Raw genomic sequence first — 12,877 nt, forward strand, 5'->3', positions numbered from 1 at the left:
TGTGCACAGAGCGCATGAGGCAGCGGGCCTGGTGCGCGTCCGATCGGTTACAGGAACAGGACCGGCTGACGACGTCAGTCGAGGTCGCGCCAAGTCCACGCGGCGGCTGGCCGGCCGTCGATGTCATATCCGTGGGCGACGTGATGCCCGTTCGGGAGGGCGAGTCCCATCTGGGCGGCCCGGTCGGCGAGCCTTCGAGCGGCCTGGCCGGCGCCGAGGTCCTGCAACGTTGTCACGGCTTCGGCAACGTACTTGGGATGGAACAGGTCCACGTGTTCGGCGGGGTCGCGTGCCAGGAGTTCCTGGACGGCGCCATGGGCGCCGGCCTGGTGCAGTGCTTCGAGCAGGCGGAAGATGCCGGGGCTGGTGATGTCGGCCTTGCCGGCCGGCCCGCGGCGCACCAGCAGTTCGGCCGCTTCGCCAGCCTCGGCCTCGTGCAGAGCGGATAGCAGCAAGCCGGTGAAATCAGGAGACGCAGTCACGTCGGTGTCGGCGGCGATGCGCAGGGCCAGTGCCTCGGCCGCGCGGGGGACCCCCGATTCGTATAGCCGCTCCAGCCGCATGGAAACGTGGACCGGATCGTCCAGGTCGGCTTCGTCCGCAAGCCGCCGGGTCAAGGCGCGAACACCCGCAGCATCGCCTACCGCATGGAGCTCGGTGACCAAGTCGACGAGCCCCGACCATCCACCGAACAGGAGCTTCTGGTCGCTCAGGTCCGCCTGCTCGGCCGGCCGACGGTTCAGCAGCTCGGAGATGACGTCGTCGGCGCCCGCTTCGCGCAGTGACTTCAGCAGCGCAGCCGTCCAGTTGGCCTGGGTCAGGTCTCCCTCGACGGCTGCCCTGCGGGCCAGCCGGATGAAGGACGAGGACTCGCCGGTGGCGGTGAACGCCTTCAGTAGGTCGTGGACGAGGTGAGGCATGTCGAGCCCGACCGAGCCGGCCGGGTCACGGCGCAGCAGGGTCCCCACGGCCGGGTGGGCCAGGGTCTCGTGGAGCGCCGTCAGCAGGGCCGCGACGTCGGCGGGGTCGGTGACGTCCACAGTGTCGGCGGCACGTTGTGCCAGGACCCGGGTGGCCCGGTGTTCGTCGAGGTCGTAGAGTGCGTGCAGCAGTTCGGCTACGTCGGTCGGGTCATCAAAATCAACCAGCTCAGCGGGTCCCCGTTCGAGCAGGTGGGCGAGCGCTTGGGCGCCGTTCGGACCGGCGGCACGCAGCGCGGTCAGCAGTGAGGCGCCAGCGCGGGCATCGGTCAGACGCGCTTCTACGGCGATGCGTCGCGCGAGGTTTGTGAAGTGGTGCTCTTCACCGATGCGCGCGAGTGCCGTCAACAGGCTCACCGCGGGGGCTAGAGGTTCGACCGTCGCCTGTTCGACCGGGGCGCGACTCAGCAGCGCGTCGCTCATCTCCCGCAGGCCGGCCGTGTTCAAAGCCAGGAGAAGGGCCGCGACGGCGTCGGCATCCGTCACGTCGATTCCGGCGATGGCCTGTGCGGCGGTGAGCTCCAAGGACCGCGTCGCCCCGATGTCGTGCAGGACGTTCAGTTGCTGCACGACCACCTCGGACCGCTCGCCGGTCGGTACCGGATGGGTCCGGTCTCTGAGGACGTCGACGGCGCGGTGGGCACCGGACTTGCGCAGGGTTCTCACCAAGTAGGCGACGGCCCACGGATCGGTGAGACTCGCGTGGGCAGCGACCCAGCAGGCGCCCTCCTGCAGGGGGTCGAGGAGGCCGGCGATGCGGGCGACCAGCTCGGCCGGGGCATGGTGACTCCCGGCGAGGACAGCCTTCCTGCCCAAGAGGACGGCGTGCTTGTGGAATTCCCGCTCATGGGCCGACTTGGCCAGTTGGGCCAGGTCGTCCGCATCCGTGGTGTGGGCTGCGAGCGCCTCCCACAGCACGGCAGTCCCGAGAACCCGCTGCTTGCGGGTGTGCTGGTCGAGGTAGTCGGCCGGCTCGTACCGCGGGCCGGAGCGCACACTGGCACGGACCGGCACCAGTGCGGGCAACGCGCTGTACGCACCGCTGCTGCTCACCGCCTCGAGGGCCTGGTCCGGGTCGATGTTCCGCTGGCGCGAGGTAAGCCTGCCGTCGGCTGCGTCGGTCAGCAACTCCGAAGGGAGCGGGGTCCGGTGTCCGAGTCGGCGAGCCGTGAGTGCTGCGGAGATCAGCTCCCATTCGAAGTGATCGAACGTCCCCCCGGGCCCGGCACTGAACGCAGCGAGTAGCTCGGGGCCGCCGCTGAGGTGCTGGATCACCCTGCCGTCCGCGCGGCCGGCCTCCAGAGCGTGCAGCAGCCGCCGGTCCCGTCGGCGCTGTCCGAGACCGAGCCATTCGCGGCGCTCGGCTTCGGAGAGCTCGGCGGGCAGGGACACGGGGGAAGACAGCGGCCCGATCAGCAGTGCTCGCGCGTGGCTGTGCGGATCTCCGGGGATCCCGCGTGCGGTGAGCTGCTTCCAGTAGGGGTCCTTCCAGAGCGTGCCGACGGCCAGGAGGCCGGACCGTCCCCGCAGGAGTCTGTGCAGGCCCGCGGCGGCCCTCTCGCCGTGGGCGTTGCCGAAGAAGCGCTGTGACTCGTTGAGCCACAGCACCGCACCGGGTGGCACGCTGTCGTTCTCGATGAGGTCCAGCAGGTCCTCGCCGTCGACGGGCCTCAGCAGGGGGCGATCGGGGGCCAGCGCGACGAGCGCTTCGTACAACGCGCGCGTTTTCCCTGTGGACGACTCCCCGACCAGCATCGCGAAGGCGGAAGGCCCGCCGGCCAGCACGGCCGTCATCACAGCCCGGAGTTCCTCGTCGAAGGGACGCTCCAGGTACGGGGTCGGGCGGTCATCGGTCCGAACGGCGCGACCGGGCAGGGCGGCGTGGTGGATCTCCAGCTCTGCCAGCGGGACCTGAAGTACCGGAACATGGTCAGGCATCCGGGTTGCCTTGGGTCGGGTGCTGGTCGCCCGTCGGCCCGCGGTCCGGACGGCTGCCGGGGACGCGCTGCGCCCGGTGCCGGCCCGTCGCTCGGCTGCGGCCTTCTCGCGAACTTTCTCCCACTCGCCCGGGCTTCTACGGCGGCGCCCCGGATCCTCGCGTGCGGCCCGGAGTTCCAAGTAGTTGACCAGGACGGCGAAGTCCTCCTTGCGGGACGGGATCGCCTTGCCGGTGAACCAGGCGTTCAGTGATGGCTTCGTGAACCTCACCCGCGGTTCCACACGATCGCCGAACCTGATGATCTGGGTGTAGGAGCAGCCTGACGCTTCCATCAGCTCGCGGAGTTCCTCGGCCAGTGACCGCCCGTTCTCCTCGTGGGCTCCCATGCGTCTTCCCCCGTTCGGACCGAACCCTGGCCGAACACTATCTGATTCCCCTGCTGGCCTGGGGAGATGACCGAATCTCCGCCGACGGCGCCTCGCCGAACCCCTCCCCGAACAGGTGATGTCCTCCTCAGTCGCTCGGCGTGGTGCCGGGCGGTCCGAAAGGGGGATTTCCCATGAAGCGCCACTACCTCCCGACCGTCGGCAAGCCCATCCGCGCGATGGGTCGGCGGGGACTCTTGACGGCACTTCTTCGCATCGTCGTCAAGGTCGTTCTGAGCGAGGCCATCCAGGCCCTGCTCGACGCGCTGTCGTGATTCACCGCTGACAGCGCACGGCCCGCCCCGCACTACTCGCGGGGCGGGCCGCATCGTCTGGAGGACTGCTCGAACCGGTCGCCGAGGCTCGGTATGGTCAGGATCCGGGAGAGACGTGGGTCTGGACTGTAGCTGTACGACGAGAAGTGGGCCAGGCTGTGGGGCACACCGACACCGACGGCAATGCCGGCGCGGTGCTCCGGTCCAGAACGACGGCAACCTCGTGACCTACAGGACCGACGGCGCGCGCCCTGGGCCCGGCAATTCAACAGCAACACCTCGTGCGCCAAGCGCCCCTGTTGCTGTAGCGGACACATGAACGTGTGTCCCCGCCTCGCGCAACCCGGTGCCCCCGGACAAGCGCACGAGGCGGCTCCGCCGCCGGTAGGGGTCGCGAACGGATCACCTGAGGAGGACGAGTGCCCGATGGCGGAACCCCGCCGTCGGGCACTCGTGCCAGTCGCTCAGTTGCTCAGTCGCTCGGTGCCGGTCGCGGATGAGCTTCCCGGGCCCTGCCAGCCGGTGGCGGAGGGCCAGACGACGGAGACGTCGAGGACCTGCTCGACGAGGTCGGGGATCCACGGCTCGTCGGGCGGCGAGGTGAGGACGACGTGGAGCCGCTCGGGAGTCCCGCCCGTCACTTGTCCGATCTCCCGCACGCGGACGGCGCCGGCCCGCACGGCGTGGTACGAGGTGTGGCCGGCCGGAAGGACCTCACAGATGATCGGACCCCGCTCTCCGGGCCGGACGACGTCGACGATCGACGAGTCCTGCGGCTTGTGGCCCGCCCTGAAGAGGGCCGCCAAGAGCTGGTGGCGCACCGCCTCGTGCTGGAGGCACGTCCGGTCGGCCTCGGCCGCGGTCGCGAGCTCGGCCGTCAGGTGTTGAGTGCCGCCCAAGATGAGCATGAGCTTGCCACTCACGATGAGCATGAAAGGCCGGGCATTTCGGGCATGCGGGGTGGGTTTGATCTTCATCGTGTCACTGGGATGCTCATCGTGCCGCAGCGCGGTGGAGGGTGGAGGCGCGGAGGGCCTGGTTCTGCCCGTTCAGGGTGTGCCAGAGCGCGGGGTGGCGGGGGTCAGCGTGCCGGGGCGGGCAGGAGTCCGTCGGTGACGACGGTCAGCAGCTGCAGTGCGGTGGCGCCGACGGTGCCCACGAGGGCCAGCCGGAGGCGGTGGGCCAGGTCGTGGAGGTGCGCGGTGGCGAGTTCGTGTAGGTAGTCGACGCCGCTGGCGGCCGGGAAGGGCCGTGGTCGTGCGGCGGCTTCCAGCGCGTCGGCCAGGGCCGAGGCCGCGGCGGCCACCGTGGCCAGTGCTTCGGCCAGCGGTGGCACCGTCCACCCGTCGAGCGGGCGCAGGGCGGCACCCAGCAGCTGGGCGGTCCGGGCGGCGCGCGCGGAGATCGCGTCAGCGCCGCGGCGGGCACGGCGGCACCAGTCCCTGACGGTCCCGGCGGGGACCGCCAGTTCGGCGGCGATGGTTCGGTGCCCGGCCCCGTCCGCGGCGGCGAGCAGGGCCGCCGCCACTGTCCGGGCGCCGTAGCCGCTCCGGGGCACCACGGTGGCCGGCAGCAGCACGTGAGTAGCCGCGCAGCCGGTGCACCGGGCCCGGTCGGGCGTCAGCTCCACCGCCTCGTCGCCCTCCCGGATCCGCCGGGGCCTGGCCCGGCCCCACGGACGCAGGCGCTCGCCGCAGTCGGGGCAGCGCAGCAGGCGCGCGCAGAGCGCGAGCCTGGCCGCCGCCAGATCCAGCACCCAGATCACTCCTACTCACCTGCTTCATCCGGTCAGCGTCCCCGGCAACGTCGACCGTGGGAAGGGGGAACTGGTGTTGCAGGCTGCCGCACTGACGGGCCACCGCACAACATCGGCTGCGGAAGTCGCGGGATCGGCACCCCGAGCACCGCTCGGCGGCCGGCCACCTCACTGACCAGCCACCGGACGGCGATGTTCACGGTGCCGCTCGGCACCTTGAGCGCGAACGGTGCACCGCACATGCTCACCGTGAATGGCAAATCCGGCCCGAACCGTGCTTATCCAACGTGGCAATCAACATCAGGACGTCGGCCGGCGCGGCCGCGGCGGACGACTCGGAGGACTCCTCGCCCGTGAGCTTCGCCACGGCGGCGACCGCCCGGTCCCGCCAGCCGGTGCTCCGCAGGACCTCGCCGAGCCGCTCCAACTCGGCTGCCTCCGCTGACCGTACGGCCTCCGGAAGGCTGCGGGAGAGGTCCCGCAGCACCGTCAGGTCGGCGGAGGACGGGGATCCCAGGAGTCGCCAGACGGAGAGCCAGTCGGCCTGGTCGCGGCGGAGGCAGCCGCCGACCAGAGCATCGAGTTCCAGGACACCGGTATCGGACAGTTCGGCCGGACCGTCGCCACCGATGGCGGTCAGGACCGCCAGCGCGCTCCTGTACCGCTCGGTCGAGCGCTCGGAGATCCCGTGGCGCCCGAAGTCGTTCGCCGACACGACGTACACGCCGGAGCGGCGTTGCACGACCCAGACGTTCAGTTCCTGCCCGGCCTCGGGTGCCCGGTCAGTGGGCCTCAACTTCAGGAGGTACCGCCGCTGCCGGTCCTCCGGCACACGGGTGACCCTCCAGTGCAGCTGGTCACCGTGGGCGAGGGCGCGTACCCGCACTTCGGTACCGGGTGTGAGTTCGTCCGCCGCTCCCAGGCCGGCGGCCGCCAGGATCTCGGCGTCCAACGGGGTGGGCCTGCGGAGGAAGAGCACCGAACCGCCGTCCGGCGAGAGGCTCCAGGTGTGCGATGAACCGAGGACGAGGTGATTGCCCCGCGGCTGGGTCTCGATGTGGCCGCCGGACAGGTCCGCCGCCAGCGCGTTGCGGAGCCGGCTCAGGAAGGCGTCCGGCTGATCCGACCGGTCCGAGGCGAGGTCGGCGTACGCGGTCCGGGCCTCCGCGCTCACCTGGATCTGCTCGACCGTCAGGGCACGTACCGCAGCCGTGTCCTGGAGAGCCGGGCCGCGGTCGGCGGCGGCGAGCCCGGAGACCCGGTACCGGGACGGGACCCCGGCCAGGTACTGCGCAGGACTCCGTTCGCCGTGCACGCTCCGGTAGCCGGTCAGCGCCGTCCCGTCGTGGCTCAGGACGAACCGGTAGCCGCTGAGGTCGACGAGGCGGTAGCCGTCCGTCTGCTGCGCCTGGCGCCCGTTGGTGAGGAACGTGGCGATCACGCCACGGATCTCGGCTTCGGCCTCCTGGTCACTGCCGCCGTGCGCGGTCACGAAGGCCCGGACGGCGGCCCTGGTCACCCGGAGCCTGCCGAGGAACGCTTCCGACGCCTCCAACCCGGTCCCGAGGTCGGCGTCGGCGGGTACCCTGGGCAGGTTGCGGGGTGTCGGCCGCTCCGGCACCGAGCTCGTCCGGAAGCCGCCGCAGGAGCTGTCACGGCACCAGCCGTCGGCGTTCTGCGTGGGCAGCTCGCAGCGCTGCCCATCCAGGTGGAAGCGTGAGCAGACGCGACCCTGCGCCGGGCCGGACGCAGGCTCCGGTGCGGGATCGTCCGGTCCGGCGGAGGGCGACGGGCCGGCGGCGGGCAGCATGACCGCAGGCAGGGGTGAGGTGTGCAGCACCGTCAGCGTCTGGGTGCTCCGGGTCAGGGCCACGTACAGCTGCCGCGGGCCCTCGGCACCGCGGGCGGTGATGTCGCGCATGCGGCTGCGGCGGGCGGTGAGCGCAGAGGGCCGGGGGACCGCGCCGGTGTCTCTCCGGGGTCCTGCGTGGTCTGCTGTGCGCGGAGCGTGTGCCGGGCGGCTCGCTCGACCGCCCCGACGCCGTGGCCGAGCTGGTCGTCGGTGTGTGGTTGTCCGACACGAGGAGCAGTCGCGCCAGGCCGGGTGCGGACCGGCCCGCCGCCTCTGCCGTGCTGGGACCGAGCTGCGCCGTCTGAACCGCACTCAGCAATGTTGCGGGGGCGGTCGGCCGTGGATCGGGCCGCCCCCGCTTCGGAGGTGCGACGCCCATGGTGCCGGGTCCTGCGGGTCAGGATCTCGTGGGGATGCCGGGCAGCGGCCCTGCGCTGCTCTCCGGCCCTTCGGTCAGCGCAGGCCGTCCCACAGGAGTCGTTCGGGCCGGGCGGGGTCCTGATGGACGGCGGGTGCGGTGGCGTCCAGGAACATGACGGACCGGCCGGGCAGGTAGGCGGGCCAGGGTGGCAGGTGGCCGTCGGTGGGACGGCCGTGGCGGGCGAAGGAGGTCCAGGCGCCGCGTATCCGTTCGGACAGCAGCGGATGGGCCGACGTGTCCATCAGCGGGTCGTGGTTCCCGAAGACGGGGCCGAGTTCGGCCATGTGGCAGGCGCCGAGGGAGCCGTCCAGGGCCGGGGAAGGCTGGGTGAATTCATAGAAGTAGGTGTCCGCACCGTGGGCGGCGCGGGCCTCTGCGATGCGGACCGCCGGCAGACGGTAGCCGTGGTCGGTCATCACCGCCGAGAACAGGTCGGCGGCACCGGCCTGCGGCCGGGCCTCGGCGTAGACGGCCCGCGCGGCCACGGGCTCCAGCCCGAGAGCGGTGAGGAAGCCGTGCAGGAAGCCGTCGTCGATGCGGTCGGCCATGCCGAGCGGTACCAGGAACAGGCGGAACTCCTCAGCGGTGACGCCCGTGAGCAGATCCAGCCGGTGGCCCGCACCGGCGGCGACGGCGTCGACGGGGCGCTCGGGCAGCGTCGCCGTCCCGGCCACCGGCAGAACGGTCGTGCCGCCTCCTGCGGACTCGCCCCACTGGCCCGGATCGGTACTGCGGGCGATCTCCTGGGCGAGTCGGCTGTTGGCTGCGGCCAGGTCCTGCGGTGGGACGGCGGCGAGGGCTTCAACGGTGCACGCGGCGCCGACGAGTGCGGCCAGACGTTCGGTGATGCGGCGCGCGGTCTCGGGCGTGTGCGTGTGGTGTCCGGCCCCGCTCTGAGTGATGGCCCGCCGGAACAGGCCCTCGGCCCGGGGCATCGCCATGAGCGCGGTGATGCTGATCGCTCCGGCCGACTGCCCGAAGACGGTCACGTTGCCGGGGTCGCCGCCGAACGCGGCGATGTTGTCGCGCACCCACTCCAGTGCGGCGATCTGGTCCAGGAGACCGAGGTTGGCGGTGCCGTCGGGCAGCAGGAGGAAGCCCTCCGCGCCCAGCCGGTAGTTCAGGGTGACGCAGACGACGCCGTCACGGGCGAGGACGGAGCCGTCGTAGGTGGGCAGCGAGCCGGACCCGTTGCGGAAGGCGCCGCCGTGGATCCACACCATGACGGGCAGCCCTTCGCCGGACTGGTGCGGCGAAGGCGTCCAGACATTGAGGTTGAGGCAGTCCTCGCCCTGGGGGCCGGCCTCCGTGAGTAGGCCGGCCATGGCAGGGGCGTAGCCCGGCTGCGGTGCGCTCGGGCCGTGGACGAGCGCGTCGCGCACGCCGCCCCACGGCTCGGAGGGCCGGGGCGGACGCATCCGGTTCACGCCGAACGGTGGTGCCGCGTAAGGGATGCCCAGAAAGGACGCTATGCCGTCGTGGAGGTGACCGCGGACCCGGCCGTGACGAGTGCCGACTGTGACGTTGCTCATCGGGAAGTCCAGTTTCGCAAGAGCTTGGGAGGTGCGGAGCGGTAGGAGCCTTCCTTCCGCCCGGCACGACCGCAACCGAATTCCCTTTGCCCGGCCCGCCGGGTCAGGCCTTACCAGCCGATCCGCCACCGTGCCGGGCGCATCGGCTGGTCCGGAGCGAGCGCCGGCAGCTCGCCCACCGGGACACCGACTCCGCTGCCGGCGCGCCCCGCGGCCGACGAGAGAGCGGGAGTCCGCCGATGGCCGCGCACCCCGCACCACCGGCCACGGCCACGGCCACGGCCACGGCCACGGCCGCGTCCCGGCAACGGCGGCGGCTCCTGGCGACGTGACGCTTCAACCCGCTCGACCGACTCTCAAGGAGGGCGCGCGGACCACCGTCGATCGGTTCGGCAAGCTGGAGCTCAACCCGGAGAGCATTCTCGCCGAGGTATCGAGTAGCCGATCACCGGCGTCGGCGTGCCAAGGGCAACGACCTCGTGCGCAGCCTGACGGGATCGGTCAGACCTCCGGCGGCCGGCCGGTCCCGGAAGCGACGCCGGGACTGGGCGCAAAGCCGCTGGGACGGAACCGAGGGTGCGACGCGAAGGGCACCTGAGGCGCCGTCATGGAAGCTCACCCTGGCCTCTGTGAACTCAAGGATCCGAGAAATGACCGAGCACTCCAACACCACGGCCCGTTCGCGGACCGCCCTCAGGGCGCCCACCAAGCGGCCGTCCCAAGGCACGGCAGGCGCCTACATCGCCGAGCTGGTAGGGACCTCCATCCTGGTCCTCGCCATCACCGCGACCGCCACCTCCGCGGGCCTGGCGAGTCCCATCGCCGGGCAGCCGTACGGTTCCCTGGCCGTCGTGCTGGCCAACGGGCTGGCGCTGGCCGCGCTGGTCGGCGGGCTCGGCCACATTTCCGGCGCACACTTCAATCCGGCGGTCACCGTGGCCATGGCGGTCATCCGCAGGTTCTCCTGGCGCCATGTTCCCGGCTACGTCGCCGTCCAGATGGCAGGCGGCATCCTCGGCGCCATGGGTACATGGGCCATCCACGGCAGCGCCGCGAGGAACGTCACGCACCTGGGGGCCACCAATCCGGCGCCTGGTGTCGGGGACGGCCGGGCGCTGCTCGTCGAGATCCTGATCACGTTCGTTCTGGTCTTCGTGGTGACGGCCGCAGCCACGGACGACCGATTCCCGGCCTCCGTCGCCCCGGTCGTGGTCGGCTTCGCACTCGCCGTGGCGGTCTTCATCGGCGGCCCCAGCGACGGCGCTGCGGTCAACCCCGCCCGCGGTCTGGGGCCGATGATCGCCGCCGCCTCCTTCGACGGCTGGTGGGCCAGCCTGCTCGGACCCCTGCTCGGAGGCGTCCTCGCGGCCTTGCTCTACGACCGATTCGTCCGGCGAGGGACGATCCCCGAGCCCGGATCCACCGAGTGACTCCCGATCGGGCCGACTCCTCAGACCCCCGCGCTGCGGACCTCCGCATGCACCCGGGCCGCCAGATCGGCGAGTTCGCCGACATCCCGCGCGTTCGCCTGGAGGTCGAGCAGCACCTCGTCCGCCCCCGCGGCCGCATAGCCGGCCGTGTCCTGGACGATCTGCTCGACCGTGCCGACGAAGGGCTGCCGCTCGGCATCGCGGACCGGGGCTTCGGTGATCCGGATGTTCGCCCTCGCGCAGATCTGAAGCGCGCTCGCATCGCGGCCGTACGACGCGGCGCGCTCTCGGATCTCACGCCACCGGTCGGCCAGTTGCCCGGGTGTCATGCCTGACGGCAGCCAACCGTCGGCACGGCGGGCCACCCGGTCCAAGGCATTGCCGCCGGACGCCGCCAGGTAGACGGGGATGGGGTGCCCGGGCTTCGGCCCGACCTCGGCCTCGTCGATCACGGTGTGCCTGCCCTGGTACGACACGGGGTCCGGGCCCCACACCGCTGCACAGACATCCAGCAGTTCGTCCAGCACGGCTCCGCGCTCCTCGAAGGGGGCGAGCCCGGCGGCCGCGTACTCGTCCAGCGACCAGCCCGTCCCCAGCCCCGCGACCACGCGGCCGCCGCTCGCCGCATCCAGCGTCGCCAGGGCGCGGGCGAGCTGGAACGAGCCGTGCAAGGGCGCGATCAGCACACTGCTGCCGAGCCGGGCCCGCTCGGTCGCCGCGGCGGCGAGTGAGAGGACCACCAGCGGATGGGCAACCGACCGGTAGGAGTCCGGCCAGGCCAGTCCCGGTACGTTGTACAGGCCCTGCCGCGGACGTTCGGGGAACAGCACCCGTTCGAAGACCCACAGGCTGTCGTAGCCGATCCGCTCCGCTGCTCGTGCCGCCTCCGCCGGAGCGTGCGCGAGGTCGTACCACTTCATCTGGGGCAGCCCGAATCCCAACCGAATCGCCATGGGTCGATCCTGGCTTCCCGTGCTCCCGGCCGCAGCCGCTGTACCCCCGTCCGCAGGACCCGTGCCTGTCGGTGCCGAGCAGCGCGACCGTCGTTGCGGTCGTAGCGGCGGGGGTGAGGCCCGCGGAGTTCGGCGGTGACGTCGGACCCGCCGACCGACCGGCCGAGGAGCCCGGCCGCCTCGGTGCCGGTGAGAAACCGCTCGGCTGCGGCGTGCGGCGACGCCGCGGTCAGGGACTCACCGCGACGCCGTAGGGGCTGGTACCGACCGTCACGGTTGCGGCGACCTTGAGGCTCTTGGGGTCGATGACCGCAAGGGTGCCCGCTCCCTGGTTCGTGAGGTAGACCGCGGCCGGGGTGACTGCCAGGTTGAACGGGTCGGTGCCCGGAGGGCCCACGGCAACGGTCGCCGAGACGTGGTGGCTGTGGGTGTCGATCACGGATACCGTGCCCGGGCCGAGATTGGCGGCATAGGCCCTGGAACCGTCAGGTGCCAGCGCCACGTCGAAGGGGCCTTCGCCGACCGGGACCGTGGCGGTGACCGCCCCCGCGCGGACTCCCACGACGGACACGGTTGCCGCCGTCTCGTTGGCCACGTAGGCCGATTCGCCGTCCGGGGCGATGGCGACGCTCACCGGGGAGCGGCCCGCGGTCAGGTTCCGGACGACGCGCCGCGTCCGGGTGTCGAGGACCGACACGCTGTGGGACCCGCTGTTGGCGACGTAGGCCGTGGCACCGTCGCGACTGACGGCGACGCTCACCGGGGAGACGCCGACCGGGACCGTCGCGGTCACCTGGTTGGTTCGGGTGTCGAGCACCGAGACACTGTCCGACCCGCCGTTGGCAACGTAGAGGTGGCCGCCGTCCGGGCTCAGGCCGACGCCAGTGGGGTTGTGCCCGACCGGCACGGTGGTGGCGATCTCGTTGGTACGGGTGTCGAGCACCGAGACCGTGGCCGATCCGTTGTCGGCGATGTACGCGTACCTGCCGTCGGGGGTGATCGCGATGCCTTCGGGCGCATCGCCGGCCGGGACGGTCGCGACGACCTCGTTGGAGCCGGCGTCGATCACCGAGACCGTGTTGTCGAGCTGGTTGGTGACGTACACGTGGCCTTTGGCGCCTGCGAGTGGGCCGGCGGAGGGCGGCGGGGAGGACGCCGGGATGAGCCGTGCGGCGAGGAGACCGGAGACCAGCAGGAGCCCGATGCCGGCCCCCAGCACTGGTCGGACCGCCTTACTGCCCAGGCCGCGGTCGGTGGGGGCTCGGAAACCAGAGGGGGTTCGGAAACGCATCTCGCCTCCTGGGTACTTCGCGG

Annotated in this window: 9 protein-coding genes; 2 read left to right on the top strand and 7 right to left on the bottom strand. The window is 71.8% G+C overall.

The window, feature by feature from the left end:
* Positions 1 to 74: 74 nt before the first annotated feature.
* Positions 75 to 3,305 (bottom strand): hypothetical protein, encoded by a 3,231-nt coding sequence (locus tag AB0O11_RS29030; protein WP_363392718.1) that lies wholly within the window; start codon positions 3,303 to 3,305, stop codon positions 75 to 77.
* Positions 3,306 to 3,478: 173 nt separating this feature from the next.
* On the opposite strand from AB0O11_RS29030, the gene AB0O11_RS29035 reads away from it, so the two are divergent.
* Positions 3,479 to 3,619 carry a hypothetical protein gene (locus AB0O11_RS29035; protein ID WP_363392721.1) on the top strand — a complete coding sequence of 47 codons (141 nt, stop codon included), beginning with the start codon at positions 3,479 to 3,481 and terminating at the stop codon, positions 3,617 to 3,619.
* Positions 3,620 to 4,083: 464 nt separating this feature from the next.
* Here the strand turns inward: AB0O11_RS29035 and AB0O11_RS29040 are convergent, their stop codons facing one another.
* The 4 genes from AB0O11_RS29040 to AB0O11_RS29055 form a co-directional block, all read right to left on the bottom strand.
* Positions 4,084 to 4,542, bottom strand: coding sequence for a hypothetical protein (locus AB0O11_RS29040; RefSeq protein WP_363392723.1), 459 nt, complete (start codon positions 4,540 to 4,542; stop codon positions 4,084 to 4,086).
* Between the two features lie 158 nt (positions 4,543 to 4,700).
* Positions 4,701 to 5,375 carry a DUF6431 domain-containing protein gene (locus tag AB0O11_RS29045; protein ID WP_363392726.1) on the bottom strand — a complete coding sequence of 225 codons (675 nt, stop codon included), beginning with the start codon at positions 5,373 to 5,375 and terminating at the stop codon, positions 4,701 to 4,703.
* A gap of 244 nt (positions 5,376 to 5,619) precedes the next feature.
* Positions 5,620 to 7,296, bottom strand: a complete 1,677-nt coding sequence (locus tag AB0O11_RS29050; protein WP_363392729.1) for a hypothetical protein — start codon at positions 7,294 to 7,296, stop codon at positions 5,620 to 5,622.
* 384 nt (positions 7,297 to 7,680) lie between these two features.
* The gene (locus AB0O11_RS29055; RefSeq protein ID WP_363392732.1) at positions 7,681 to 9,180 is read right to left on the bottom strand and encodes a carboxylesterase/lipase family protein; all 1,500 of its coding nucleotides are present in this window, start codon (positions 9,178 to 9,180) and stop codon (positions 7,681 to 7,683) included.
* Between the two features lie 650 nt (positions 9,181 to 9,830).
* On the opposite strand from AB0O11_RS29055, the gene AB0O11_RS29060 reads away from it, so the two are divergent.
* Positions 9,831 to 10,610 carry an aquaporin gene (locus AB0O11_RS29060; RefSeq protein WP_363392735.1) on the top strand — a complete coding sequence of 260 codons (780 nt, stop codon included), beginning with the start codon at positions 9,831 to 9,833 and terminating at the stop codon, positions 10,608 to 10,610.
* Positions 10,611 to 10,630: 20 nt separating this feature from the next.
* Here the strand turns inward: AB0O11_RS29060 and AB0O11_RS29065 are convergent, their stop codons facing one another.
* Positions 10,631 to 11,563: a TIGR03619 family F420-dependent LLM class oxidoreductase gene (locus AB0O11_RS29065; RefSeq protein WP_363392737.1), complete on the bottom strand. Its 933-nt coding sequence runs from the start codon at positions 11,561 to 11,563 to the stop codon at positions 10,631 to 10,633.
* A gap of 229 nt (positions 11,564 to 11,792) precedes the next feature.
* The gene (locus AB0O11_RS29070) at positions 11,793 to 12,782 is read right to left on the bottom strand and encodes a beta-propeller fold lactonase family protein (protein ID WP_363392740.1); all 990 of its coding nucleotides are present in this window, start codon (positions 12,780 to 12,782) and stop codon (positions 11,793 to 11,795) included.
* Positions 12,783 to 12,877 lie beyond the last annotated feature (95 nt).

It is taken from the genome of Kitasatospora sp. NPDC093102 (assembly GCF_040683915.1).
Classification (GTDB): domain Bacteria; phylum Actinomycetota; class Actinomycetes; order Streptomycetales; family Streptomycetaceae; genus Kitasatospora.